Annotated in this window: 21 protein-coding genes; 18 read left to right on the plus strand and 3 right to left on the minus strand. The window is 73.4% G+C overall.

Annotation, left to right across the window (positions count from 1 at the left end; all coding sequences use genetic code 11):
* The first annotated feature begins 146 nt into the window (after nt 1-146).
* Genes CUT83_RS23960 through CUT83_RS23975 form a run of 4 tightly spaced genes read left to right on the plus strand, consistent with a single transcriptional unit; the run spans nt 147 to nt 3,251 of the window.
* Nucleotides 147-329, plus strand: coding sequence for a hypothetical protein (locus tag CUT83_RS23960; RefSeq protein ID WP_101255827.1), 183 nt, complete (start codon nt 147-149; stop codon nt 327-329).
* Nucleotides 330-337: 8 nt separating this feature from the next.
* Nucleotides 338-1,723 (plus strand): replication initiator protein RepSA, encoded by a 1,386-nt coding sequence (gene repSA, locus CUT83_RS23965; RefSeq protein ID WP_101257925.1) that lies wholly within the window; start codon nt 338-340, stop codon nt 1,721-1,723.
* Between the two features lie 2 nt (nt 1,724-1,725).
* Nucleotides 1,726-1,920: a helix-turn-helix domain-containing protein gene (locus tag CUT83_RS23970; protein WP_101257926.1), complete on the plus strand. Its 195-nt coding sequence runs from the start codon at nt 1,726-1,728 to the stop codon at nt 1,918-1,920.
* Entirely contained in the window at nt 1,920-3,251 is a 1,332-nt protein-coding gene (locus CUT83_RS23975) for a tyrosine-type recombinase/integrase (RefSeq protein WP_101257927.1), read from the plus strand. The genes CUT83_RS23970 and CUT83_RS23975 overlap by 1 nt, the downstream gene beginning before the upstream one ends.
* On the opposite strand, the gene CUT83_RS23980 is transcribed toward CUT83_RS23975, so the two are convergent.
* A complete protein-coding gene (locus tag CUT83_RS23980) occupies nt 3,179-4,114 on the minus strand; it encodes a CAP domain-containing protein (RefSeq protein WP_101257928.1) in 936 nt (311 codons plus the stop codon). The two genes, CUT83_RS23975 and CUT83_RS23980, sit on opposite strands and share 73 nt — an antisense overlap.
* A gap of 185 nt (nt 4,115-4,299) precedes the next feature.
* Between CUT83_RS23980 and CUT83_RS23985 the strand changes: the two genes are divergently transcribed.
* The 5 genes from CUT83_RS23985 to ftsY all read left to right on the plus strand — a co-directional run bounded on the left by CUT83_RS23985 (nt 4,300) and on the right by ftsY (nt 12,047).
* Nucleotides 4,300-4,617, plus strand: coding sequence for an acylphosphatase (locus CUT83_RS23985; protein WP_101257929.1), 318 nt, complete (start codon nt 4,300-4,302; stop codon nt 4,615-4,617).
* Between the two features lie 284 nt (nt 4,618-4,901).
* Nucleotides 4,902-5,111 (plus strand): hypothetical protein, encoded by a 210-nt coding sequence (locus CUT83_RS23990; protein WP_093662111.1) that lies wholly within the window; start codon nt 4,902-4,904, stop codon nt 5,109-5,111.
* A 178-nt stretch (nt 5,112-5,289) separates the two neighbouring features.
* Nucleotides 5,290-8,856 (plus strand): chromosome segregation protein SMC, encoded by a 3,567-nt coding sequence (smc, locus tag CUT83_RS23995; protein ID WP_101257930.1) that lies wholly within the window; start codon nt 5,290-5,292, stop codon nt 8,854-8,856.
* 308 nt (nt 8,857-9,164) lie between these two features.
* Entirely contained in the window at nt 9,165-10,598 is a 1,434-nt protein-coding gene (locus CUT83_RS24000) for a sugar porter family MFS transporter (protein ID WP_101257931.1), read from the plus strand.
* Between the two features lie 207 nt (nt 10,599-10,805).
* The gene (ftsY, locus tag CUT83_RS24005) at nt 10,806-12,047 is read left to right on the plus strand and encodes a signal recognition particle-docking protein FtsY (RefSeq protein ID WP_093850648.1); all 1,242 of its coding nucleotides are present in this window, start codon (nt 10,806-10,808) and stop codon (nt 12,045-12,047) included.
* 84 nt (nt 12,048-12,131) lie between these two features.
* Here ftsY and CUT83_RS24010 read toward each other — a convergent pair whose 3' ends face one another.
* Nucleotides 12,132-12,821 carry a bifunctional DNA primase/polymerase gene (locus tag CUT83_RS24010; RefSeq protein WP_101257932.1) on the minus strand — a complete coding sequence of 230 codons (690 nt, stop codon included), beginning with the start codon at nt 12,819-12,821 and terminating at the stop codon, nt 12,132-12,134.
* A gap of 383 nt (nt 12,822-13,204) precedes the next feature.
* On the opposite strand from CUT83_RS24010, the gene nsdA reads away from it, so the two are divergent.
* The 5 genes from nsdA (at nt 13,205) to ffh (ending at nt 20,919) form a co-directional block, all read left to right on the plus strand.
* A complete protein-coding gene (gene nsdA / locus CUT83_RS24015; protein WP_173915142.1) occupies nt 13,205-14,791 on the plus strand; it encodes a transcriptional repressor NsdA in 1,587 nt (528 codons plus the stop codon).
* Nucleotides 14,792-15,185: 394 nt separating this feature from the next.
* Nucleotides 15,186-16,481, plus strand: a complete 1,296-nt coding sequence (locus CUT83_RS24025; protein WP_101257933.1) for an ammonium transporter — start codon at nt 15,186-15,188, stop codon at nt 16,479-16,481.
* Nucleotides 16,478-16,816 (plus strand): P-II family nitrogen regulator, encoded by a 339-nt coding sequence (locus CUT83_RS24030; RefSeq protein WP_093662123.1) that lies wholly within the window; start codon nt 16,478-16,480, stop codon nt 16,814-16,816. The genes CUT83_RS24025 and CUT83_RS24030 overlap by 4 nt, the downstream gene beginning before the upstream one ends.
* A 22-nt stretch (nt 16,817-16,838) precedes the next feature.
* Nucleotides 16,839-19,289 carry a [protein-PII] uridylyltransferase gene (locus CUT83_RS24035; protein ID WP_101257934.1) on the plus strand — a complete coding sequence of 817 codons (2,451 nt, stop codon included), beginning with the start codon at nt 16,839-16,841 and terminating at the stop codon, nt 19,287-19,289.
* 76 nt (nt 19,290-19,365) lie between these two features.
* The gene (gene ffh, locus CUT83_RS24040) at nt 19,366-20,919 is read left to right on the plus strand and encodes a signal recognition particle protein (RefSeq protein WP_101258015.1); all 1,554 of its coding nucleotides are present in this window, start codon (nt 19,366-19,368) and stop codon (nt 20,917-20,919) included.
* A 55-nt stretch (nt 20,920-20,974) separates the two neighbouring features.
* Here the strand turns inward: ffh and CUT83_RS24045 are convergent, their stop codons facing one another.
* A complete protein-coding gene (locus tag CUT83_RS24045; RefSeq protein ID WP_101257935.1) occupies nt 20,975-21,796 on the minus strand; it encodes a methyltransferase domain-containing protein in 822 nt (273 codons plus the stop codon).
* Between the two features lie 221 nt (nt 21,797-22,017).
* Between CUT83_RS24045 and proS the strand changes: the two genes are divergently transcribed.
* The 4 genes from proS to CUT83_RS24065 all read left to right on the plus strand — a co-directional run bounded on the left by proS (nt 22,018) and on the right by CUT83_RS24065 (nt 25,159).
* Complete coding sequence (gene proS, locus CUT83_RS24050; protein WP_101257936.1) at nt 22,018-23,433, plus strand: proline--tRNA ligase; 1,416 nt, start codon at nt 22,018-22,020, stop codon at nt 23,431-23,433.
* A 172-nt stretch (nt 23,434-23,605) separates the two neighbouring features.
* Nucleotides 23,606-24,256, plus strand: coding sequence for a hypothetical protein (locus tag CUT83_RS24055; RefSeq protein ID WP_165869619.1), 651 nt, complete (start codon nt 23,606-23,608; stop codon nt 24,254-24,256).
* 226 nt (nt 24,257-24,482) lie between these two features.
* A complete protein-coding gene (rpsP, locus tag CUT83_RS24060; RefSeq protein WP_093662131.1) occupies nt 24,483-24,917 on the plus strand; it encodes a 30S ribosomal protein S16 in 435 nt (144 codons plus the stop codon).
* Nucleotides 24,918-24,919: 2 nt separating this feature from the next.
* Complete coding sequence (locus CUT83_RS24065) at nt 24,920-25,159, plus strand: RNA-binding protein (protein WP_093850657.1); 240 nt, start codon at nt 24,920-24,922, stop codon at nt 25,157-25,159.
* The last annotated feature ends 42 nt before the right edge of the window (nt 25,160-25,201 follow it).

The raw sequence follows: 25,201 nt of genomic DNA on the forward strand, positions 1-25,201 counted from the left end.
GTGTGCGCGGTCGTCCTGCGCTCCCTGCTCAACAACCAGCACCGCCGCTGAACGGCCTCCGGGGCGGCCTCAACCGCCAAGTTTCCGCCGCCCCGGACGCCTCCTTTCCCTTCCAGATCCGCAGATCCGAAAGAGAGGACCTCATCATGCCCCAGCACGCTCCGCACCGGCCGATCTGCCGCGACTGCGACGGCTTCCCGGCCGTGGCCATCACCACCGGCACCCGCCACCGCGACGGCACCCGCGTGACCGTCCGCGTGGTCTGCCCGGCCTGCCGAGGCACCGGCCACGCCCCCCGCGCCACCGTCCTGATCCGCGCCGGGCGGTGACCGCGCCCATGACCGACGCCGCCACGCTGGCGGGAGTGGACCCGATCACCTGGCAGGACTTCCTGCGGGTGGCCGGGTCCCCCGGCTTTGACCGCTGGCAAGAGCAGGTGCGCCGCACCGGCGGCTGCGCCGACCCCATCCACCTGACCGGCTCCACCAAGACCCTCGACCGCACCACCGGCACCGTCCTGCACGCCTACTCCACCGACGGTGAGCCCGGCGGACGCCTGCGGGTGGCCTGCGGCAACCGCCGCGCCTCGCGCTGCCCGTCCTGCGCCTGGACCTACGCCGGAGACACCTTTCACCTCATCCGCGCCGGACTGACCGGCGACCGCTCCAAGGGCGTGGCCGAGGCCGTCCGCGACCACCCCCGCGTCTTCGCCACCCTCACCGCACCGTCCTTCGGCCCGGTGCACAACCGTCCCGCCCGCGGCCGGTGCCGCTGCGGTGCCCGCCACCGCGAGAACGCGCCCGAGCTGGGCACCCCGCTCGACCCCGACACCTACGACTACGCGGGCGCGGTGCTGTGGAACAACCACGCCTCCGAGCTGTGGCGGTACTTCACCATCTACCTGCGCCGGGAAGTCGCCCGCCAGACCGGACGGACCCAGAAAGCCTGCCACCAGGTGCTCCGGGTGGCCTTCGGCAAGGTCGCCGAGTACCAGCGCCGGGGCGCGGTCCACTTCCACGCCGTCATCCGCTTCGACGGCCCCGACGGACCCGACTCCGCCCCGCCCCAGTGGGCCACCGTGGAGCTGCTGACCAACGCCATCCGCGCCGCCGCCGCCCGCGTCGCCGTCACCGTGCCCGCCGCCGGCACCCAGCCCGCCCGAACCTTGCGCTGGGGCACCCAGCTCGACATCCAGCCCATCAGCGCCTTCGACGGCGGGGAGATCACCGAACAGGCCGTCGCCTCCTACGTCGCCAAGTACGCCACCAAAGCCGCCGAGACCACCGGCACGGTAGACCACCGGATCGGCAACACCGAAGCCCTCGATCTGCTGGACATTCCCGAGCATCCCAAGCGGCTGATCGCGGCCTGCCTCGACCTGCACCGGCTCTACCCGGACCGCAAGCTGCGCCAGTGGGCGCACATGCTCGGCTTCCGCGGCCACTTCTCCACCAAATCCCGCCGCTACTCCACCACCCTCGGCGCGCTGCGCCAAGTCCGCGCCGACTACCGCGCCGCCGAACAACGCGCCGCCCTCGGCCTGCCCGACCCCGACGCCCACCCCGAGGCGACCGTGCTGACCGTCGCCCACTGGGCCTACGCCGGGCACGGCCACACCGCTGGCGAGTCCTGGCTCGCCTCCCAGATCGCCCGCGACATCCGCGCATCCCGCGACGCAGCACGCGAAGCACGCGCAGACCTCGAAGCACAAGGAGAGTGGTGACCATGGCCCGTCCGCTCCCGGCCCGCTACCTGACCCCGCTGGACGTGGCCGACCTGTTCGGCGTGCCGGTTGAGACGGTCTACCAGTGGCGTCGCAAGCGCACCGGTCCCCGCGGCTTCCGGGTCGGCCGTCATCTGCGCTTCGACCCCGAAGACGTGCGCCGCTGGGTGGCCGAGCAGATGGAGGCGGCTGCCTGATGGCCGGACACATCCAAGACCGCTGGTTCAAGACCGTGCCCGGCCCGGACGGCAAGCCGGTCAAGGTCAAGACCGACCGGCACGGCACCGGCCTGCGCTACCGCGCCCGGTACGTCGCCCCGGACGGCACGGAGAAGAGCCAGTCCTTCCCCGACAAAGCCAAGCGCAAGGCGGAAGCCTGGCTCGCCAAGATCGGGGCCGACCTGGCGCGGGGTGACTACGTCGATCCGGCGTCGGGCCGTGTCACGTTCCGGGAGTACGTCGCGGACTGGATCAAGACGCAGACCACCGACCCGGCTACGCGGGGATCCGTCGAGATGCGGCTACGGCTGCACGCGGTCCCGTACCTGGGCTCTCGGACGATGGGGACGATCCAGCCGTCGCATCTGCGGCTGTGGATGCGGCAGATGGAGGACGCCGGACTGTCCCCGGCTTACCGCCGGGTGATCTTCGCGCACGTCTCGACGGTCTTCACCGCTGCCGTGGAGGACCGCGTGATCCGCGAGAACCCGTGCCGGGCCCGGTCGGTCAAGGCTCCCCGGCCCGACCCGCGCAAGGTCAAGCCGTGGTCGGAGGAACGTGTGATGGCGGTCCGCTCGCAGCTCCCGGACGGCTACCGTGCGATGGTCGAGCTGGCGGCGGGCTGTGGGCTGCGGCAGGGGGAGGTCTTCGGCCTGGCCGTGGAGGACCTCGACTTCCTCGGCGGCCTGGTGCACGTCGTCCGCCAGGTCAAGTTGCTGGACAACCGGCCGGTGTTCGCCCCGCCCAAGGGCGGCAAGGAGCGGGACGTACCGCTGCCGGAATCCGTGGCGGCCGTCCTGGCCGACCACATCACGCGACACAAGCCGTGTGAGATCACGCTGCCGTGGAAGACGCCGGACGGTCCGCCGGTGACGGCGACGCTCCTCTTCTCCAGCCCGACCGGGCTGCCGCTGGACCGGAACCGCTTCAACGATCGCGTGTGGAGGCCGGCACTTCGGGCTGTCGGTGTGCCGACGGGGCGGGAGAACGGCATGCACGCGCTACGGCACTTCTACGCCTCGGTCCTCCTGGACGCGGGGGAGAGCATCAAGGCTCTGAGCGAGTACCTGGGGCACCACGATCCGGGCTACACCCTGCGGACGTACACGCACCTGATGCCGACGAGTCAGACGCGGACCCGTGCCGCTGTGGACCGGGTTTTCGGCGGCCCGGTGGGCTCTGGTGACGGCCCGGAGACGGCCCAGGGACCGGATCAGGGCACTGACCTGGGGGATTCTCAGAAGCCGAAGTTCTGCGTCCACCAGGGGCCGCCCTCGGCGAAGTGCGCGCCCACGCCCAGGGTCCGGTAGTCGCAGTTGAGGATGTTGGCGCGGTGGCCGGGACTGTCCATCCAGGCGTCCATCACCGCCTGTGCGTCGGCCTGGCCGCGGGCTATGTTCTCACCGCCGAGGTTGTCGATGCCCGCCGCCTCGGCGCGGTCCCAGGGGGTGTCGCCGTCGGGGCCGGTGTGGGAGAAGAACCCCCGGTCGGCCATGTCCTGGCTGAAGTCCTCGGCCAGTTCGGCCAGTTCGGGATCGGCGGTGACCGGACGGCAGCCGGCCTCGGCCCGCTCCAGGTTGACCAGTCTCAGCACCTCCGCCTCGGCGGCCGTCTCCTCGTCGAGGGGAAGACCGGTCGTGGTGGGCTTCCGGGAGGAGGCGGAGGGCTCGCCGGGAGTGCCGGAGGGATCGCGGACGTCGTCGCCCGCGCTGTACTTCTCGGCGGGGGGCGTGCTGCCGCGTGACGGGGTGGGCTCGGCAGCCCTCTCGGACGGCGTGGCCTCGGGTTTCTCCGGCTTCCGGTCGCGCGAGGGCTCGGCGCCGGGGGAGGCGGCCCGGCCGTCGCCGAGGCCCGCGGTGGAGTCCTCGCCGCGGTCGTCCGGGGCCGGTGTCGTCGCGCCCTGGGACCGCAGGTCCCGCAGATCGTCCGGGGCCACGCCGGAGGGGGAGGCGAATCCGCCGACGGTGTAGTCGCCGCTCGGGCCGGGCAGCACCCCCGAGGCCACCGCCACGGCGCCCATCGCCATCGCGGCCGAGGCTCCGAGGAGGCCGGTGCGGACGGGGGCGGCACTCCGCTTGCGGTGCGGACCGCGGTGGCGTCCGCCCGCCGCGTGGCGGTCGGAGGTGACGGGGGCCGGTGCTGGAACCGGTTCGGCGCGGCGGTGGCGTCCCATCTGCTGCAGTCCTCACGTGATCGGCGTCACTTGTGTCACTCGAAAGAGTGAGTCCCGTTGCGGCGTGACTGTACGGCATCCACATGGGGCGGAGGAGCGGACGGCGTAAACCCGGGAGGCGGGAGGGGGCGGGGACGTATGGGTGGGGCGTGTGGGAGCGGCGCGCGCCCGGATAGCGTGCGCTCATGGGTACGAACACGGAGGGTGCCGGCGAAGGCGCGGCCGGGGAGGCCGTGCGGATGACGGCCTGGGTGCGCGGACAGGTGCAGGGGGTCGGCTTCCGCTGGTTCACCCGGGCCAACGCGCTGCGGATCGGTGGCCTGGAGGGCTTCGCGCTCAATCTCGGCGACGGCCGGGTCCAGGTGGTCGCCGAAGGGCCGCGCGATCGCTGTGAACTGCTGCTGGCATGGCTCCGAACGGGTGATACGCCGGGCCGGGTCGAAGGCGTGACCGAGATCTGGAGTCCGCCGCGCGGCGGCTACGAGGGCTTCGCGGTCCGATGATCCAAAGTGGTTGCCTTTCCCCGCGTGACGTGCAAGGCTGCGGCCAGCGTCACCCCCGCGGGACCCCGCGAGCCCTCCGGCAGATTGAGTGCCGTCGAGTCAAGGCCGCCGGGGCGTGTGGCGTGATCGTGTTGACCGCCAAAACTTTTGGTGAGACGCTGGAAGCCCCGCGCACCGCAGCTGTTCTGCCTTGGTAACGAAGGCCGAACGGCAACCGCGGATGCGAATCCCTCACGACCCACCACCGTTCCGGTCGGTCACTTCAGTGTGGAGGACCATCCATCATGGCAAAGGCGCTTCTCGGTTACGTCGGCGGTTCCGACCCCCGAGTCCTCGCCGAGATGCGACGGCTGCAGCAGCGTGTTCAGGACCTGGAATCCGAGCTGGTACGGATCCAGGCCGAGAACGACGCGCTGTCGGCCGCCGCTGCACGGCACGGCGACTCGTTGCTGGAGAGCATCGACGTATCCAAGGCGGAGCCTGCGCTCACCTGACCTCCCGGTCCGGGGAACGCAGCGCCAAGCCGCTGGAGAAAACTGCAAGGGACGCTTCGGCGTCCCTTCGTCGTTTCCGGCCGGAGCCGTGGCGCCTACCGTGTGATGTGCCCCACCCGTTCAGCGGCGAAACCCGCCTCGGTCGTGAAACAGACACCTGGGAGTAAAGTCCGGATACGTGCACCTCAAGAGCCTGACCCTGCGCGGGTTCAAGTCCTTCGCCTCGGCCACGACGCTGCGCTTCGAGCCGGGCATCACCTGCGTGGTGGGCCCCAACGGCTCCGGCAAGTCCAACGTCGTGGACGCCCTGTCGTGGGTGATGGGCGAGCAGGGTGCCAAGTCGCTGCGCGGCGGCAAGATGGAGGACGTCATCTTCGCCGGGACGGCGGGCCCCTCCGGCCGTCCCCCGCTCGGCCGTGCCGAGGTCTCCCTGACCATCGACAACTCCGATGGCGCACTGCCCATCGAGTACGCCGAGGTCACCATCACGCGGATCATGTTCCGCAACGGCGGCAGCGAGTACCAGATCAACGGCGACACCTGCCGTCTGCTGGACATCCAGGAGCTGCTGTCGGACTCCGGCATCGGCCGTGAGATGCACGTCATCGTCGGGCAGGGGCAGCTCGACTCCGTCCTGCACGCCGACCCGGCCGGCCGCCGGGCCTTCATCGAGGAGGCCGCCGGCGTCCTCAAGCACCGCAGACGCAAGGAGAAGGCGCTGCGGAAACTGGACGCGATGCAGGCCAACCTCGCCCGCGTCCAGGACCTCACCGACGAACTGCGCCGCCAGCTCAAGCCGCTGGGACGGCAGGCGGCCGTGGCCCGCCGGGCCGCGGTGATCCAGGCGGACCTGCGAGATGCCCGGCTGCGACTGCTGGCCGACGATCTGGTGGCCCTGCGCGCGGCGCTGAAGGCCGAACTCGCCGACGAGGCCGCGCTCAGGGAGCGGAAGGAGTCGGTGGAGGCCGGCCTCGGGGAGGTGCTGCGGCGGGAGGCCGCGCTGGAGCAGCAGGTCGGGGAGTTGTCCCCGCGGCTGGAGCAGGCGCAGCAGACCTGGTACGAGCTGTCGCAGCTCGCCGAGCGGGTGCGCGGCACCGTGAGCCTGGCCGACGCCCGGGTCCGCAGTGCGTCCGCCGAGCCCGTCGAGGAGCGCCGGGGGCGCGACCCGGAGGACATGGAGCGCGAGGCGGCCCGGGTCCGCGAGCAGGAGGCGGAGCTGACGGCCGCGCTGGAGGCGGCGAGCCGGGCGCTGGAGGACACCGTCGCCCACCGGGCGGAGCTGGAGCGCGCCCTGGCGGACGAGGAGCGGCGGCTGAAGGACGCCGCACGCGCCATCGCCGACCGCCGCGAGGGGCTGGCCCGGCTGCACGGCCAGGTCACCGCCGCCCGGGGCCGGGCCGCCTCCGCACAGGCCGAGATCGACCGGCTGGCCACCGCCCGGGACGAGGCGGCCGAGCGCGCGGCGGCGGCCCAGGAGGAGTACGAGGCGCTGCGGGCCGAGGTGGAGGGCCTGGACGCGGACGACGCCGAGCTGGCCGAGGGCCATGAGGCGGCCGGACGGGAGTTGGCCGAGGCCGAGGCGGAGCTGAGCGCGGCCCGCGAGGCGCTGTCGGCCGCCGAGCGGGAGCGCGCGGCGACCGCTGCCCGCCGTGACGCCCTGGCCCTGGGACTGCGCCGCAAGGACGGCACCGGGGCTCTGCTCGGCGCCGGCGACGAACTGGCCGGACTGCTCGGCCCGGCCGCCGAACTCCTCACCGTCACACCCGGTTTCGAGGTGCCCGTCGCCGCCGCTCTCGGCTCGGCCGCGGACGCCGTGGCCGTGGACGGCCCGGCCGCGGCCGCCGACGCCCTGCGCCTGCTGCGCGGGCAGGACGCCGGCCGCGCGGCGCTGGTGCTCGGCGGCGCGCCTTCACAGGAGCCCCCCGGGGCCCTGGACGTACCCGGTGCGCGGTGGGCCGCGGAGCTGGTGTCGGGTCCGGATGTCCTGCTGCCCGCCCTGCGGCGGCTGCTGCGCGGCGTGGTGGTGGTCGGCGCCCTCCAGGACGCGGTGGGGCTGGTGACCGCCCGCCCGGAGCTGACCGCCGTCACCGCCGAGGGGGATCTGCTCGGCGCCCACTTCGCGCAGGGCGGTTCGGCCGGGGCGCCGTCGCTGCTGGAGGTACAGGCGTCGGTGGACGAGGCCGCCGCGGAGCTGGCCGAGCTGGACGGCCGGTGCGAGGCGCTGGCCGAGGACCGGGAGAGGGCCCGGGAGCGGCGGCGCGAGTGTGCCGCCCGGGTCGAGGAGCTGGGGGCGCGGCGCAGCGCGGCCGACAGGGAGAGATCGCAGGTCGCCGGTCGCCTCGGGCGGCTGGGCGGGCAGGCGCGGGCCGCGGCGGGGGAGGCCGAGCGTGCGGCGGCGGCCGTGGCCAGGGCCGAGGAGGCGCTGGCGCGGGCCCGTGAGGAGGCCGAGGTACTGGCCGGGCGGCTGGCGGCGGCCGAGGAACAGCCGGGCGAGGAGGAGCCGGACACCTCGGTGCGCGACCGGCTGGCGGCCGACGGTGCCAACGCCCGCCAGACGGAGATGGAGGCCCGCCTCCAGGCGCGCACCCACGAGGAGAGGGTCAAGGGGCTCGCCGGGCGGGCGGACTCCCTGGACCGGGCGGCGCGCGCCGAACGGGAGGCGCGGGCGCGTGCGGAGCGCCGGCGCGCCCGGCTGCGGCACGAGCGGGAGGTGGCCTCGGCCGTCGCTTCCGGCGCCCGGCAGCTGCTGGCGCATGTGGAGGTGTCGCTGGCGCGGGCCGGGGAGGAGCGGGAGGCCGCCCGCGGCGCCAAGGCCGAGCGGGAACGCGAACTGGCCGCCGAACGCGACCGGGGCCGGCAGCTGAAGGAGGAACTGGACAAGCTCACCGACTCCGTGCACCGCGGCGAGGTGCTGGGCGCCGAGAAGCGGCTGCGGATCGAGCAGTTGGAGACCCGGTCTCTGGAGGAGCTGGGTGTGGAGCCGGCCGTACTGGTCCGCGAGTACGGCCCCGACCAGCCGGTGCCGCCGTCGCCTCCCGCCGAGGGGGAGGAGCTGCCCGAGGACCCCGGTCACCCGCGCAACCGCCCGGTCCCCTTCGTCCGCGCGGAGCAGGAGAAGCGGCTGCAGGCGGCCGAGCGGGCGTACCGGCAGCTGGGCAAGGTGAACCCGCTGGCGCTGGAGGAGTTCGCGGCCCTGGAGGAGCGGCATCGCTTCCTCAGCGAGCAGCTGGAGGACCTGAAGAAGACCCGCACGGACCTGCTGCAGGTGGTCAGGGAGGTCGACGAGCGGGTCGAGCAGGTCTTCACCGAGGCGTACCGCGACACGGCCCGCGAGTTCGAGGGCGTCTTCTCCCGGCTGTTCCCCGGCGGCGAGGGACGGCTGGTGCTCACCGACCCGGAGAACATGCTCACCACGGGGGTGGACGTCGAGGCCCGGCCGCCGGGGAAGAAGGTCAAGCGGCTGTCGCTGCTGTCGGGAGGCGAACGCTCGCTGACGGCCGTGGCGCTACTGGTGTCGATCTTCAAGGCGCGGCCCAGCCCGTTCTACGTCATGGACGAGGTCGAGGCGGCGCTGGACGACACCAACCTCCAGCGTCTGATCGGGATCATGAGGGAGCTCCAGGAGAGTTCCCAGCTCATCGTGATCACCCACCAGAAGCGGACCATGGAGGTCGCCGACGCCCTCTACGGCGTCTCGATGCAGGGCGACGGGGTGTCCAAGGTCATCAGCCAGCGGCTCCGCTGAGCCTCTCCGGCGCGGGACAGCGCAGGACAGCGCAGGACAGCGCGGGACAGGGCTGGACGGTGCGGAACAGCATGGGGCAGAGCCCCTGCGGGCCTTCACCCTTGCTTCACTTCCCGAACGGAAAACGTTACATCCTGAGCCTGTGTCGGATCACTCTCATCTATTGACTTCAACTTTTGAATGAATAGTCTCTGCGTGGTCGGCCATGCCTTCAAACGGCGGCATGCGGTTGCGCGTGCCGGGTAAAAGGCGGCAACCACTTGGCACCCCACCCGGCACCGCCGCCGGGAATCGCAGGAGTACACACCGTGACCAGCACCGCGCAGGTGAGGCCGGACGGACCGGGCGCCCCGGCCGGACGGCAGCAGCACATCAGACACGTCGTCTTCATCGCCGCCGCGGCGGCGATGGGCGGCTTCCTCTTCGGCTACGACAGCTCCGTCATCAACGGCGCGGTCGAGGGCATCCGGGGCAGATTCGACATCGCCTCCGGCGTGCTCGCGCAGATCATCGCCGCCGCCCTGATCGGCGCCGCGATCGGCGCCGCCACCGCGGGCCGGCTCGCCGACCGGCTCGGCCGCATCCGGGTGATGCAGATCGCCGCGGTGCTCTTCGCCCTCAGCGCCGTCGGCTCCATGCTCCCCTTCACCATGTGGGACCTGGCCTTCTGGCGGACCCTGGGCGGCGTCGCCATCGGCATGGCCTCGGTGATCGCGCCCGCCTACATCGCCGAGGTCGCCCCGACCGAGCACCGCGGCCGGCTCGCCTCCTTCCAGCAGGCCGCGATCGTGCTGGGCATCGCCGTGTCCCAGCTGATCAACTGGGGCGTGCTCAACCTCGCCGACGGTGAGCAGCGCGGCAGCCTGCTGGGCGTCGAGGCCTGGCAGCTCATGCTCGGCATCGAGGTTGTCCCCGCCCTGCTGTACGGCCTGCTGACCCTGCGCATACCCGAGTCCCCGCGTCACCTCGTCGCCCAGGGACGCACGGAGGAGGCCAGGGCCGTCCTCGCGGACGTCGAGGCTCGGGGGAGCGACCTGGACGCCCGGATCGCCGAGATCCGCGAGCGCATGCGCGGCGAGCGCAGGCCGAGCCCGCGCGACCTGCTGGGGGGCCGCTTCGGCCTGCTGCCGATCGTCTGGGTGGGCATCGGCCTGTCGCTGTTCCAGCAGCTGGTCGGCATCAACGTGATCTTCTACTACAGCGCGTCGCTGTGGCAGTCGGTCGGCATCGACCCCGGCAGCTCGTTCTTCTACTCCTTCACCACCTCGATCATCAACATCGTCGGCACGGTGATCGCGATGCTCCTGGTGGACCGGGTCGGACGCAGGCCGCTGGCCCTGACCGGCTCCGCGGGCATGGCACTCTCGCTCGGCGCCGCGGCCTGGGCCTTCTCCTTCAAGAGCGGTACCGGCGACGACATCACGCTGCCCGACGCCCAGGGCACGGTCGCGCTGGTCGCCGCGCACTCCTTCGTGCTCTTCTTCGCCCTCTCCTGGGGCGTGGTGGTCTGGGTGATGCTCGGCGAGATGTTCCCGGGCCGCATCCGCGCCGCCGCCCTCGGCGTCGCCGCCGGAGCACAGTGGCTGGCGAACTGGCTGATCACCGTCACCTTCCCGAGCCTGTCGGACTGGAACCTGTCGGGCGCGTACGTCATCTACACCGTCTTCGCGGCCCTGTCGATCCCGTTCGTCCTGAAGTTCGTGCCGGAGACCAAGGGCAGGGCGCTGGAGGAGATGGGCTGACCCGAGTCCAGGCCCCGCGCCACGGCCCGCCTCCGCGGCGACGAGCGCCGCTTTGGCCCGCCCACGGGCCGGAACGGCGCTCGTCCGCGTCCTTGACCGATACTGGGACGCGTTGTGACTCCGGCTCCGAAGGAGCTTCTCGCCCGGCCCGAACGGCTCTGCGGCGGGCAGACCCTGCCCGTGACGCAGGTAACTCTCTAGGGAACCATGGACATCCTCATTCTCGTTGTCGTCATCGCCGTGGTCGCCGTCGTGGCGATCGGCGGACTGGTGGTCACCGGCGTCCGCAGGAAGAAGACGCCACGGCTGGACCGCTCCGCACCACCCCCGACCATCACCGCGCCTCCGACCGAACCGCAGGTCGGCGAGGAGGCCGGGCCTCCCCGCGCGGAGGAACGCCGCACCATCGAAGAGGTCGAGCTGCCGCAGCCCCCGGTCGGGGCGACGGACGCGGAGGCGGCGGCGCCTCCCGCGCCCCCGCAGCCCGAGGCCCCCGAGATCGAGGTGCCCGCGCCCACCGCCGGACGCCTGGTGCGGCTGCGCGAGCGCCTGTCGCGGTCCCAGAACACCCTGGGCCGCGGGCTGCTCACCCTGCTCTCCCGCGACCACCTCGACGAGGACACCTGGGAGGAGATCGAGGACACCCTGCTCACCGCCGACGTCGGCGTCGCCCCCACCCAGGAGCTGGTCGAGCGGCTGCGCGAGCGGGTGCGGGTGCTGGGCACCCGCACCCCCGCCGAGCTGCGCACGCTGCTGCGCGAGGAACTGCTGGCCCTGATCGGCACCGACCTGGACCGCACCGTCCACACCGAGGGCGGCGTGTCCTCCGAGGGCGTGGTGCGGCCGGGCGTGGTGCTGGTCGTCGGCGTCAACGGCACCGGCAAGACCACCACCACCGGCAAGCTCGCCCGCGTCCTGGTCGCCGACGGCAGGTCGGTCGTGCTCGGCGCCGCCGACACCTTCCGCGCCGCCGCCGCCGACCAGCTCCAGACCTGGGGCGAGCGCGTCGGCGCCCGCACCGTACGCGGGCCCGAGGGCGGCGACCCGGCGTCGGTCGCCTTCGACGCGGTCAAGGAGGGAATCGGCGAGAGCGCGGACGTGGTGCTCGTCGACACCGCGGGACGGCTGCACACCAAGACCGGTCTGATGGACGAGCTGGGCAAGGTCAAGCGGGTGGTGGAGAAGCACGGCCCGGTCGACGAGGTCCTGCTGGTCCTGGACGCCACCACCGGCCAGAACGGGCTGATCCAGGCCCGGGTCTTCGCCGAGGTCGTGGACATCACCGGCATCGTGCTCACCAAGCTCGACGGCACGGCCAAGGGCGGCATCGTCATCGCCGTCCAGCGCGAGCTGAACGTCCCGGTCAAGCTCGTGGGCCTGGGCGAGGGAGCGGACGATCTGGCGCCGTTCGAGCCGGAGGCGTTCGTCGACGCCCTGATCGGCGACTGACGCACCGGGGGCACCGGGCGCCCCGCCGTGCACGGCCGAGGCCGTGGCGGGGCCCGGGCCCGGTTCCGGCGGGGCTCGGAGGGTTCAGGAACCGGGCAGCTCGCGGTGGCAGACGTACGCCAGGGTGCCCAGCAGCAGCCTGGCCTGCGGGGGACGGCCGGCCCTCTCCAGAGTGGGCGGCCGCAGCCACCGGACCGGGCCGAGCCCGCCGAGGTCGGAGGGCGGAGCGGTGACGTGGTCGCCCGGGCCGAGGCCGTGCAGATCCAGCACGGCGTCGTCCCAGCCCATCCGGTACAGCAGACGGGGGAGGCCGGCGGCGGCGCCGGTGGCCACGAAGAACCAGGCGCGGCCGTGCGGGGTGACGGCGACCGGCCCGAGCGGCAGCCCCATCCGCTCCAGCCGGGCCAGCGCCCGGCGCCCGGCGGACTCGGAGACCTCGATGACGTCGAAGGCGCGGCCCACCGGCAGCAGCAGGGCCGCGCCCGGGGTCCGCTCCCAGGCCGCGGTGGCCTCGTCCAGCGTCGCGCCGGCCGGCACCAGCAGCGACTCGTCCAGGGGATGGGCGCCGGGGGAGGGGCAGCCCGGGGCGCCGCAGGAGCACTCGGTCCGGCCGCCGGCGCGCGTGGCGCGCGCCCCCGGGACCACGTCCCAGCCCCACAGGCCGGTGTACTCGGCCACCGCTGTGCCCACCGGGGCGCGGCGGTGGCGCCGGGTGCCGGACCGCAGCTCCCGGAGCTCCCGGATCTCGCGGATGCTGCCGATTGTGAAGCCCATGCCCCCTCCAACGGGTCCCGCGTGCTCTTGGTTACGAAACCGTCGCACAGAGCGACGCCGGGCGGTCCGGGTCGAAGCGGGGCGACGGGATCTCTGTGAGGGGGTGCGCCGGTCTTCGCGCGCCCCGGTGTGCATCGCTTCAACCGGTTGTGGCCGCCCTGGGTCAAGTGAACCGCGCGAAACGCTGCTTGAGTTCATCCGAAGGGGTGGCGAATGGTGGCGGTTTTGCAATTTCACTCGCCACGTCAGTGATCGTAGGATTACTTTCGGTTCACACGGTGACACAGAGGCACGGAGAGACGCCCGGCGTGCGCCTATGCCAGAGGCATGCCGAGAGGGCATCCGAGCACAGGACGCGTACGGGCCGGGATGGGGGCGTTCCAGTGGGCGGCAACGGCAGCAGCGGCGGAGTCGGCACCGCCGGGAAGCGCCCGAACGGACAGCTCGCCTCGTGGTTCGCGCGCAGCGGCTGGTCCAAGGGGGAGCTGGCCCGGCAGGTGAACCGCCGGGCACGCCGGATGGGCGCGCACCACATCAGCACCGACACCTCACGGGTGCGCCGCTGGCTCGACGGCGAGCAGCCCCGCGAGCCGATCCCGCGGATCCTCTCCGAACTGTTCTCCGAACGCTTCGGCTGTGTGGTCGCAGTCGAGGAGCTGGGACTGCGCGCCGCCCGCCGGACGGCCTCCGACGGCGGTGTGGACCTGCCCTGGACGGGGCCGCAGACCGTGGCGATGATCAGCGAGTTCTCGCGCAGCGACCTGATGCTGGCCCGCCGGGGCTTCCTCGGCACCTCCCTGGGCATGGCCGCGGGCCCCGCGCTGATCGAGCCGATGCAGCGCTGGCTGGTGCCCGCCCCCGCCCCTGCCGCCGCCCCTGCCGCGCCGGTTCCCGGCGCACGGGGCGACCGCCGGCTGTCGGACCCGGAGCTGGAACTGCTGGAGCAGACGATCGTGATGTTCCGCCGGTGGGACGCCCAGTGCGGAGGCGGGCTGCGCCGCAAGGCCGTCGTCGGCCAGCTCCACGAGGTCACCGACCTTCTCCAGGAGCACCACGACGAGCCGGTGCGGCGGCGGCTGTTCCGCGTCACCGCGGAGCTGGCGGAGCTGGCCGGCTGGATGAGTTACGACGTCGGGCTCCAGCCGACCGCGCAGAAGTACTTCGTCCTCGCCCTGCACGCGGCCAAGGAGGCCGGCGACCGGCCACTGGGCTCGTACGTGCTGTCCGGCATGGGCCGGCAGATGATCCATCTGGGCCGGCCCGAGGACGCGCTGGAGCTGGTGCACCTCGCGCAGTACGGCGGCCGGGAGGACGCCACCCCCCGTACCCAGGCCATGCTCCACGCGGTGGAGGCGCGCGCGTACGCCAACATGGGCCGGCCAGACAAGTGCCACCGGGCGGTGCGGATGGCCGAGGAGACCTTCGCCGAGGCCACCGAGGGGGACGGCGACCCGGACTGGATCGGCTTCTTCTCCGAGGCCGAGCTGAACGCCGAGAACGCCCACTCCTACCGGGACCTCGCCTATGTGGCGGGCCGCAGCCCCGCCTACCTCTCGCTCGCACAGCCGGCGATGCGCAGGGCCGTGGAGCTGTTCGGCCGCGAGTGCGGCGGCGGCAGCGGCCACCAGCGCTCCTACGCGCTCAACCTCGCGGGCATGGCCACCGTCCACCTGCTGCAGCGCGAACCCGAGCAGTGCGCCGAGATGGCCGGCCAGGCGCTGGCGGTGGCGAAACGCCTGCGTTCGGAGCGGGTCGACAACCGCATCCGCAAGACCGTGGCCACGGCGGCCCGCGAGTTCGGGGACGTCGCGGAGGTCGTCGAGCTGACCGAGCGGCTCGCCGACGAGCTGCCCGAGGCCGAGACCGAGGCCGAGACCGAGGCCGAGACCGAGGCCGGGACCGAGGCCGGGATCGAGACCGAGGCCGGAACCGGGACCGGGACCGGGACCGAGGTCGCCCTCGCGGGCTGAAGGGGCCCGAAACCGGCCGCACCCGTCTCCGTCCGTCCCCGCGCTCGTCCCGTCCGCCCCGCATCCGCCCCGCATCCGCCCACCGTCCCTTCCCGGCCGCCCGCCGCGCGGCCCCCGGGTTGTCATACGACCGTGCCGGCCGGTCCGTACCGCGCCCGCTCCGCGCGGACGCCGTGCCCGGCCGGGGCGGCACGCCGCACGGGCGGCCGGGGGCCGGGCCGGCGGCGCGGTTTCGGCCCGCGGGCGTGTTCACCCGGGTGTAACAGAGGGCGCGCCTTCGTCACGGCCGCGAAACGCCGCGCCGCATCGGCGGAAACGGAGCTCCTGGAATCTGTGGCTCATCCTGATCCCCAGATCCGCCCCCACGGGTCGCGTACGCGAGGAGACGCCCACATTGAACGGCGCGGATACCGCTTTCGTACTGATCAGCGCGGCGCTGGTCATGTTGATGACGCCCGGCCTGGCCCTTTTCTACGGCGGCATGGTCCGGGTCAAGAGCGCACTGAACATGCTCATGATGTCCTTCATCTCCCTGGGCATCGTGAGCGTCCTCTGGGTCCTGTACGGCTACTCGCTCGCCTTCGGCACCGACACCGGCGGTCTGATCGGCAGCCTTGAGCACATCGGTCTGAGCGGCATCGGCGTCGAGGCGCTGACCGGCGGCGACGAGGGCATCCCGGTCCTCGCCTTCGTCCTCTTCCAGCTCATGTTCGCCGCTTTGACGCCCGCCCTCATGAGCGGCGCCCTGGCCGACCGCGTGAAGTTCAGCGCCTGGGCGCTGTTCATCACGCTGTGGGCCACGGTCGTCTACTTCCCCGTCGCCCACTGGGTGTGGGCCGAGGGCGGCTGGCTGTTCGAGCTGGAGGTCATCGACTTCGCGGGCGGCACCGCCGTCCACATCAACGCCGGAGTCGGCGCCCTGGCCGCCGTCCTGGTCGTCGGCAGGCGCATCGGTTTCAAGCGCGAGCCCATGCGGCCCCACAGCCTCCCGCTGGTGGTCCTGGGCGCGGCCCTGCTGTGGTTCGGCTGGTTCGGCTTCAACGCCGGCTCCGCGCTGGGCGCCAACGGCACCGCCGCCACCATGGCCCTGAACACCCAGGTCGCCACCGCCGCCGCCATCCTGGGCTGGCTGTTGTACGAGCGGATCCGGCACGGCGCCTTCACCACCCTGGGGGCCGCCTCCGGGGCCGTCGCCGGCCTGGTCGCCATCACCCCCGCCGGGGCGCACGTGAACGCCGTGGGCGCGATCGTCATCGGCCTGGTGGCCGGTCTGGTCTGCTCCTGGGCCGTCAGCCTGAAGTACCGGCTCGGCTACGACGACTCCCTGGACGTCGTCGGAGTCCACCTCGTCGGCGGCGTCATCGGCACCCTGCTGGTCGGCGTTCTGGCCACGGACGGCGTGGGCGGCCTCACCCAGCTCGGCAAGCAGGCCACCGGGGCCTTCTCGGTGATGGCCTTCTCCTTCGCGGTCTCCTGGATCCTGGCCAAGCTGGTCGACGTGGTCGTCGGCTTCCGGGCGGACGAGGACGACGAGACCGCCGGGCTGGACCAGGCGTACCACGCCGAGACCGCGTACGACTTCAGCTCGGTGGGCGGCTCGCCCGCTTCCCGCAACGCGGCCGGCGGCCACGACGACAGCGCGACGGCCTCGCCGTCCGCGAAGGAGACCGACAAGAAGGTGGACGCGTGAAGCTCATCACCGCAGTCATCAAGCCGCACCGGCTCGACGAGGTCAAGGACGCCCTGCAGGCGTTCGGAGTGCAGGGGCTGACCGTCACCGAGGCCAGCGGATACGGCCGGCAGCGCGGCCACACCGAGGTGTACCGCGGCGCCGAGTACACCGTCGACCTCGTCCCCAAGGTCCGGGTGGAGGTCCTGGTCGAGGACGAGGACGCCGAGCAGCTCCTCGACGTGGTCGTCAAGGCCGCCCGGACCGGCAAGATCGGCGACGGCAAGGTCTGGAGCGTCCCCGTCGAGACGGCGGTACGCGTCCGCACCGGCGAACGCGGCCCGGACGCGCTGTGAGCCGGCCGGAACGGGGGACCGCGTGACCACGGGACCCGGCGACCCCGGCAACTACGCGGCGGCCCGGCTGCGCCTCCTCACCGCAGGGGCGCGGTCCGGGCCGCCGCGCCGCCGGGCCCTGTCCGACCTCACCGACGCCTGGCTCGCCTCGCTGCTGGGCGACGCGGGCGAGGGGGTCGCGCTCGTGGCCGTCGGCGGCTACGGCCGCGGGGAGCTCTCCCCGCGCAGCGACCTGGACCTGCTGCTGCTGCACACCGGCCGCGGCGCACGCGAGGTCGCCGCCCTCGCCGACCGCGTCTGGTACCCCGTGTGGGACCTCGGGATCGCCCTGGACCACTCGGTGCGCACCCCGCCGGAGGCGGAGAGGGCCGCGGCCGGCGACCTCAGGGTGCAGCTCGGTCTGCTCGACGCCCGGCACATCGCCGGAGACCCGGAGCTCACCGCCGCCCTGCGCACCCGGATGCTCGCCCGCTGGCGCGCCGGCGCCCACCGGCTGCTGCCCGAGCTGCGCGAGGCGGCCCGGGAACGCGCCCGCCGCCACGGCGAGCTGCGCTTCCTCCTCGAACCCGACCTGAAGGAGGCCCGCGGCGGTCTGCGGGACGCCACCGCCCTGCGCGCGGTGGCCGCCTCCTGGCTGGCCGACGCGCCCCGCGAGGGGCTGGACGAGGCCCACCGCACCCTCCTCGACGTACGCGACGCCCTCCACCTGGCCACCGGCCGTGCCACCGACCGGCTCGCCCTCCAGGACCAGGACCAGGTCGCCGCCGCCCTCGCGCTGGAGGACGCGGACGCGCTGCTGCGCCGCGTCTACGAGGCGGCCCGGGTGCTCTCCTACGCCTGCGACGTGACCTGGCGCGAGGTCGACCGGGTACTGCGCGCCCGCCGCCCGCGACCGCGGCGCGCCGGGCGGCCCGCCGAGCGCACCCCGCTGGCCGACGGTGTGGTCGTGCAGGACGGCGAGGTGGTGCTCGCCCGGACCGCACGCCCCGAGCGCGACCCCGTACTGCCGCTGCGTGCCGCCGCGGCGGCCGCCCAGGCCGGGCTGCCGCCGTCGCGCCCCGCCCTGCGGAGGCTGGCCGCCGCGGCGCCGCCGCTTCCGGTGCCCTGGCCGGCCGAGGCCCGTGAGGAGTTCGTCACCCTCCTGGGGGCGGGCGAGGCCGCCGTCGGGGTGTGGGAGGCGCTGGACGCGGAGGGCCTGGTCACCGCCTGGCTGCCCGAGTGGGACCGGGTGCGCTGCCGCCCGCAGCGCAACCCCGTGCACCGCTGGACCGTCGACCGCCATCTGATCGAGACCGCCGCGCGGGCCGGTGCGCACGTCCGCCGCGTCCGCCGCCCCGACCTGCTGCTGGTCGCCGCGCTGCTGCACGACATCGGCAAGGGCCGGCCCGGCGACCACAGCGTCGCGGGCGAGGCCGTCGTGCGCGACCTGGCCGCCCGGATGGGCTTCGACGCCGCCGACACCGCGGTCCTGGCCACCGCCGTCCGCCACCATCTGCTGCTGGCCGAGACCGCCACCCGGCGCGACCTGGACGACCCGGCCACCGTACGCACCGTGGCCGACGCCGTCGGCGACACCGGGACCCTGGAGCTGCTGCACGCGCTCACCGTGGCCGACGCCCTGGCCACCGGGCCCGCGGCCTGGTCCGCCTGGCGAGCGGGACTCGTGGCCGATCTGGTGAGGCGGACCGGCGCCGTGCTGGAGGGGGAGGGGGAGCCGGCAGGGGCCGCGGAGGCGTCCGGGGAGCGGGAGCGCTCCGCCCTCCGGCCCGCCGCCGGGGCCGGGCGGCTGGCCGCGGAGGCGTGGCGCACCGGCGGGCCGGTGCTCTCCCTGCGCACCCGGGCCGAAACCCCCGCCGAGGCGGACCGGGCAGGCCCCGCCGAGGAGGAGACGGGCCCGGAGCCGGTCGGCGCCGAACTGCTTCTCGCCCTGCCCGACCGGCCCGGCGTACTGCCCGCCGCGGCCGGCGTCCTGGCCCTGCACCGGCTGACCGTACACGCCGCGGACCTGCGCGCCGTCGACCCGCTCGGCGAGGGACGGGTGCTGCTGCTGACCTGGCGGGTGGCCGCCGAGTACGGGTCGCTGCCGCGGGCCGACCGGCTCCGCGCCGACCTGGTGCGCGCCCTGGAGGGCTCCCTGGACATCCCCGCCCGGCTCGCCGAGCGCGAGCGGGCCCACCTGGGCAGCGCCCGCCGGCGCGGAGCCGGGGCCCCGCCGCCGAAGGTGACCGTCGCCCCGGCCGGATCACGGCTGGCTACGGTCATCGAGGTGCGCGCCCAGGACGCCCCGGGGCTGCTGTACCGCATCGGACGGGCCCTGGAGGACGCCGGCGTCACCGTGCGCAGCGCCCGGGTCGGCACCCTGGGCGCCAACGCGGTGGACGCCTTCTACGTCACCGGGCCCGACGGTGCCCCGCTGCCGCCGCGCGAGGCCGCCGGTCTCGCGGCGGAACTGGAGCGGGCCCTGGGCGGCTGACCGGACCGCGGGCGGGCGGATACTCTTGGAGGTCGACCGCCGACACCGCCACCAACGCGAAGGATCCGCGACCGACGTGTTCGACACTCTCTCCGATCGCCTCACAGCGACGTTCAAGAACCTCAGGGGCAAGGGCCGTCTGAGCGAGGCGGACATCGACGCCACGGCGCGCGAGATCCGTATCGCCCTGCTGGAGGCGGACGTCGCCCTCCCCGTGGTCCGGGCCTTCATCAAGCAGGTCAAGGAGCGCGCCCTGGGCGCCGAGGTCTCCAAGGCGCTGAATCCGGCCCAGCAGGTCATCAAGATCGTCAACGAGGAGCTGATCGGCATCCTCGGGGGCGAGACCCGCCGTCTGCGGCTCGCCAAGAACCCGCCGACGGTGATCATGCTCGCCGGTCTGCAGGGCGCGGGCAAGACCACGCTCGCGGGCAAGCTGGGCCGCTGGCTCAAGGCGCAGGGCCACGCCCCGATGCTGGTCGCCTGCGACCTGCAGCGCCCCAACGCCGTCAACCAGCTCACCGTCGTCGCCGAGCGCGCGGGCGTCGGGATCTACGCGCCTGAGCCGGGCAACGGCGTCGGCGACCCGGTGAAGGTCGCCGAGGACTCCATCGAGTACGCCCGCACCAAGCAGTACGACGTCGTCATCGTCGACACCGCCGGCCGCCTGGGCATCGACGCCGAGATGATGCGGCAGGCCGCCGACATCCGCGACGCCGTCCGCCCCGACGAGACCCTCTTCGTCGTCGACGCCATGATCGGCCAGGACGCGGTCAACACCGCCGAGGCGTTCCGCGACGGCGTCGGCTTCGACGGCGTGGTGCTCTCCAAGCTCGACGGCGACGCCCGCGGCGGTGCGGCCCTGTCGATCGCGCACGTCACCGGCCGCCAGATCATGTTCGCCTCCAACGGCGAGAAGCTGGACGACTTCGACGCGTTCCACCCGGACCGCATGGCGTCCCGCATCCTGGGCATGGGCGACGTCCTCAGCCTCATCGAGAAGGCCGAACAGACCTTCAGCCGGCAAGAGGCCGAGCAGATGGCCGCCAAGCTGGCCAAGGGCCCCAAGGAGTTCACCCTCGACGACTTCCTGGCCCAGATGGAACAGGTCCGCAAGATGGGCTCCATCTCCAAGCTGCTGGGGATGATGCCCGGAATGGGGCAGATCCGGGAGCAGATCAACGACATCGACGAGCGCGACGTGGACCGCACCGCCGCGATCATCAAGTCGATGACCCCGGCCGAGCGCACCGACCCCACGATCATCAACGGCTCGCGGCGGGCCCGCATCGCCCGCGGCTCCGGTGTGGACGTCAGCGCGGTGAAGAACCTCGTGGAGCGCTTCTTCGAGGCCCGCAAGATGATGTCGAAGATGGCCCAGGGCGGCATGCCGGGTATGCCCGGGATGCCGGGCATGCCGGGGGCGGGCGGCGCCCGGAAGAAGGGCAAGCAGCAGAAGAAGACCAAGGGCAAGCAGCGCTCGGGCAACCCGATGAAGCGCAAGGCCGAGGAGCAGGCCGTGGCCGAGCGCCGCGCCGCGGGGCAGGGCGGCGCCTTCGGACTGCCCGGCGGCCAGGGGCCGGAGGACTTCGAGCTGCCCCAGGAGTTCAAGGACATGCTCCCGCCCAAGTGACCGCTCGGGCGACCGCCAAGGGGGCGCCGCCGCTCGCCGCGTGCCGGCGGCGCCCTCAGGTCATGGCGACCACGTAGCGGAACAGGTTCTGCATCCACACGGTGCCGTCCGGCCGTACGTGCGGGCGCAGCGCCTCGGCCAGCTCCTTGGCGACCTGCTCCTCGTCCGTCGCCCGGACGGCCGCGTCGTACAGCCCGGTCGAGAGCAGTCCGCGCACCGCGCTGTCCAGATCGGCGTAGCCGAAGGGGCACGCGACCCGGCCCGAACCGTCGGGGCGCAGCCCGGCCCGCCGCGCCAGGTCCTCCAGGTCGTCCCGGCCGCCCGGCCGCCAGCAGCGGCCGGGCGCGCGCTCCGGCTCGGCCGGCCGCTGCGCCAGCCGCTGTGCCACCCGCAGGGCGGGGGCCGCGGCGCACCGCTCGGCCGGCCCCCAGCCGGCCAGTACCACCGGCACCCCGCGGCCGGCCGTCTGGGCCACCCGGGCGAGCACGGCGGCGTCGGGCAGGGTGTCGAAGGCGGTCACCAGCGTCGGCGGCGGGCCCTCGCGCAGCGCCGCGCCGTCCGGTCCGCCGTCCGGCCCGCCCGGCAGCACCCGCGCGGTCCAGTGCCGCGCGCCCCACTGCGGCTCCGGCAGCAGCCGCTGCCGGGCCAGCTCCAGGCGTGCCTCGTCGGTGTCCGTCCCCGTGACGGTCGCGCCCCGGGCCGCCGCCATCACCAGTGCCAGGCCCGAGCCGCAGCCCAGGCCCAGCACATGGGAGTGCCGTCCGACCTCGAACCGCTCGTATACCGCCTCGTAGAGCGGAACCAGCATCCGTTCCTGAATCTCCGCCCAGTCCCGGGCGGGCCGCGGGAGGTGCCGCTGTGCGAGCGTGGGTGCCATCGCAACATCCCCATTCCGATGGAAGGATCGCCGGATAACCGGCCGCCGTCTCGTCCCTTGATGAGGTCCTGGAAGTCCCCGAAAGCCAGGGAACTGCGCATCTGTCCCCGAGTCCAGAGGGGCGCCGGGGTGTTTCCACCCGCGCTTGCCCGCGCGCACTCCTACGTTCCCCCGGCAGTCCGGTTCACGCATCCGCAGCAGACCGCCGTAACATGCGCGACATGGCAAAGACTCCCGTGCTCACCCCCCAGGCGGAGGACTTCCCGCGCTGGTACCAGGACGTGATCAACAAGGCCGAGCTGGCCGACAACGGGCCGGTGCGGGGCACCATGGTCATCCGGCCGTACGGGTACGGGCTCTGGGAGCGGATGCAGCGGGAGATGGATGACCGCATCAAGGCGGCGGGCGCCGAAAACGCCTATTTCCCCCTGTTCATCCCCCAGTCCTACCTGGCCAGGGAGGCCGAGCACGTCGAGGGCTTCGCCCCCGAGCTGGCCGTCGTCACGCACGGCGGGGGCAAGGAGCTGGAGGAGCCGGTGGTCGTCCGGCCGACCTCCGAGACGATCGTCAACGAGTACTTCGCCAAGTGGGTGCAGAGCTACCGCGACCTGCCCCTGCTGATCAACCAGTGGGCCAACGTGGTGCGCTGGGAAATGCGTCCGAGGGTCTTCCTGCGAACGAGTGAGTTCCTGTGGCAGGAGGGGCACACCGCCCACGCCACCTACGAGGACGCGCGCGACTACGCCGCCCGCGTCCACCGCGAGGTCTACGCCGATTTCATGGAGAACGTCCTGGCCATGGACGTCGTCCTGGGCCGCAAGACGCCCAGGGAGCGCTTCGCGGGCGCCGTCAACACCCTCACCCTGGAGGGCATGATGGGCGACGGCAAGGCCCTGCAGATGGGCACCAGCCACGAGCTGGGCCAGAACTTCGCCAGGGCGTTCGACACCCGCTACCTGTCGAAGGACGGTGAGCGGGAGCTGGTCTGGCAGACATCCTGGGGCACCTCCACCCGGATGGTCGGAGGCCTGATCATGATGCACGGCGACGACGACGGCCTGCGGATCCCGCCGCGCCTGGCCCCCGTTCAGGCCGTCGTCCTGGCGATCAAGGGCGACGACGCGGTACTGGCGAAGGTCCGCGAGGTCGGCGACCGGCTCGCCGCGGCCGGCGTCCGGGTGAAGGTGGACGACCGCACCGACATCCCGTTCGGCCGGCGGGCGGTGGACTGGGAACTCAAGGGCGTGCCGCTGCGCGTCGAGATCGGCCCGCGCGACCTGGAGAACGGCACCGCGATGCTGGCGCGCCGCATCGCCGGGGGCAAGGAGCCGGTGGCGGCCGACGCCCTGGCCGAGCTGTGCCCGGGGATCCTGGAGGAGGACCAGGCGCTGCTGCTGCGTCTCTCCCGTGAGCGCCGCGAGGCCCGCACCACGGACGTGCGGACGGCAGAGGAGGCGGCCGAGGCCGCCGCCGGAGGCGGCTGGGCCCGCATCCCCTGGGCCGACCTGGGCCCGGAGGGCGAGGCGCGGCTCGCGGAGCAGGGTGTCACGGTGCGCTGCCTGGTCGGCGGGGACGGGTCGGTACCCGAGTCCGACGACGCCCCCGGTACGGTGGCCGTGGTCGCCCGCTCCTACTGAGACATCCCGGTGCCGAGGCGCCCTGGAGCGTTCCGCGGCGCCGCACGGGGTCCGGCGGGGCGCTCCGCCCACGGGCCGGGCCGCCCGCCCGGACGGCTCCTTCCGGATCGGCAATACCCGTCCCGTCGGCGCGCATCAACCCGAACCGGCGGGTAGGTGCAAATTATTTGGGATGCCCCGTAATCGGAACACCGGGACACTCTGGCTCGTTGTGCACGACGTGAGCACGACACCACCTGTACTCGCCGCCGAGCTGGCACTCGCGTGGGCCGACATTCAACGGCACCACCCGGAGCTGCCCGACCTGGCCGCGCCCGAATCGCTGATCGGGGAGTCGTCGTCCGCCTGCGGCGCCGAGCTCTCCTTCGAACGGCTGCTCCACGAGGCCGTCCACGGGATCGCCGCCGCCCGCGGAGTCCGGGACACCTCGCGTGCCGGCCGCTACCACAACCGCCGCTTCCTGGCGATCGCCGAGGAGCTGGGCCTGGAACACCCGGAGGAACCGCATCCGAGCAGCGGCTTCTCGCTGGTCGTGATGAAGCCCGAGACCAGAAGGCGCTACCGGCCCACCATCGAGAAGCTGCAGCGCGCCCTGCGCGCCCACAGCGCCGCCACCACCACCGACACCTCCCGGGCCTTCCGCGGCCCCGCCGCGCGGCACGGTTCGTCGGGTGGCGGAGTGCGGGTCAAGGCCGTGTGCGACTGCGGGCGCAACGTCCGGGTCGTCCCGTCCGTACTGGCCCAGGCGCCGATCATGTGCGGGGCCTGCGGGAAGCCGTTCCGCATCCCGGACAAGGAGAAGGAGGCGGTCGGGGTGGGCTGAGGCGCCGCGGATCCGCACCGGGCCGGGGGGCCGGGGGAGGCCGGGTCACCGGCTGCCCCGCGGGGTGCGGCACAAGAGGTGTGGCACAATGGGCGGCTGTACTCGACAGCCGCACAGGACCCCTCTCTCCTCCGGCTGACGCGTCCACTCGGACACTCGGGTACCACAACCCCACGTGGCATCCCGCCGTGTCCAACCACGCCAAAGACCAGGAGACACCACAGCCGTGGCAGTCAAGATCAAGCTGAAGCGACTGGGCAAGATCCGTTCGCCTCACTACCGCATCATCGTCGCCGACTCCCGTACCCGTCGCGACGGCCGGGCCATCGAGGAGATCGGTCTGTACCACCCGGTGCAGAACCCCTCCCGCATCGAGGTCGACTCGGAGCGCGTCCAGTACTGGCTGGGCGTCGGCGCGCAGCCGACCGAGCCGGTCCTGGCCATCCTGAAGGTCACCGGCGACTGGCAGAAGTTCAAGGGTCTGCCGGCCCCGGAGCCGATGAAGGTCGCCGAGCCCAAGGCCGACAAGCGCGCCCTCTTCGAGGCCGCCGCCAAGGAGTCGGCGGACGAGCCCAAGGGTGAGGCCATCACCCAGAAGGCGAAGAAGGCCGACAAGAAGGCGGACGAGGCCGAGGCCGCCGCCGAGTCGACCGAGGCGTGACCATGCTGGAAGAGGCCCTCGACCATCTGGTGAAGGGCATCGTCGACCACCCCGACGAGGTGCAGGTCGCCGCCCGCAACCTGCGTCGCGGGCGCGTGCTGGAGGTCCGGGTCCACCCCGACGACCTCGGCAAGGTGATCGGCCGCAACGGCCGCACCGCACGCGCGCTGCGCACCGTCGTGGGCGCTCTCGGCGGGCGGGGTGTCCGCGTCGACCTCGTCGACGTGGACCAGGTCCGCTGAGGGCCGCGGCAGACAACGCAGAGCACCGGCACGGGCCGGGAG

This window comes from Streptomyces barkulensis (genome assembly GCF_002843305.1).
GTDB classification, from domain to species: Bacteria; Actinomycetota; Actinomycetes; order Streptomycetales; family Streptomycetaceae; genus Streptomyces; species Streptomyces barkulensis.

What these genes read in the sequence shown, in the direction of transcription:
- CUT83_RS23960 (WP_101255827.1), top strand. Translation starts at nt 147, where the DNA reads ATGCCCCAGCACGCTCCGCACCGGCCGATCTGCCGCGACTGCGACGGC.
- ftsY (WP_093850648.1), top strand. Translation starts at nt 10,806, where the DNA reads ATGGACATCCTCATTCTCGTTGTCGTCATCGCCGTGGTCGCCGTCGTG.
- CUT83_RS23990 (WP_093662111.1), top strand. Translation starts at nt 4,902, where the DNA reads ATGGCAAAGGCGCTTCTCGGTTACGTCGGCGGTTCCGACCCCCGAGTC.
- CUT83_RS24065 (WP_093850657.1), top strand. Translation starts at nt 24,920, where the DNA reads ATGCTGGAAGAGGCCCTCGACCATCTGGTGAAGGGCATCGTCGACCAC.
- CUT83_RS23970 (WP_101257926.1), top strand. Translation starts at nt 1,726, where the DNA reads ATGGCCCGTCCGCTCCCGGCCCGCTACCTGACCCCGCTGGACGTGGCC.
- repSA (WP_101257925.1), top strand. Translation starts at nt 338, where the DNA reads ATGACCGACGCCGCCACGCTGGCGGGAGTGGACCCGATCACCTGGCAG.
- CUT83_RS23975 (WP_101257927.1), top strand. Translation starts at nt 1,920, where the DNA reads ATGGCCGGACACATCCAAGACCGCTGGTTCAAGACCGTGCCCGGCCCG.
- CUT83_RS24055 (WP_165869619.1), top strand. Translation starts at nt 23,606, where the DNA reads ATGCCCCGTAATCGGAACACCGGGACACTCTGGCTCGTTGTGCACGAC.
- proS (WP_101257936.1), top strand. Translation starts at nt 22,018, where the DNA reads ATGGCAAAGACTCCCGTGCTCACCCCCCAGGCGGAGGACTTCCCGCGC.
- CUT83_RS24045 (WP_101257935.1), bottom strand. Translation starts at nt 21,796, where the DNA reads ATGGCACCCACGCTCGCACAGCGGCACCTCCCGCGGCCCGCCCGGGAC.
- CUT83_RS24010 (WP_101257932.1), bottom strand. Translation starts at nt 12,821, where the DNA reads ATGGGCTTCACAATCGGCAGCATCCGCGAGATCCGGGAGCTCCGGGAG.
- CUT83_RS23985 (WP_101257929.1), top strand. Translation starts at nt 4,300, where the DNA reads ATGGGTACGAACACGGAGGGTGCCGGCGAAGGCGCGGCCGGGGAGGCC.
- CUT83_RS23980 (WP_101257928.1), bottom strand. Translation starts at nt 4,114, where the DNA reads ATGGGACGCCACCGCCGCGCCGAACCGGTTCCAGCACCGGCCCCCGTC.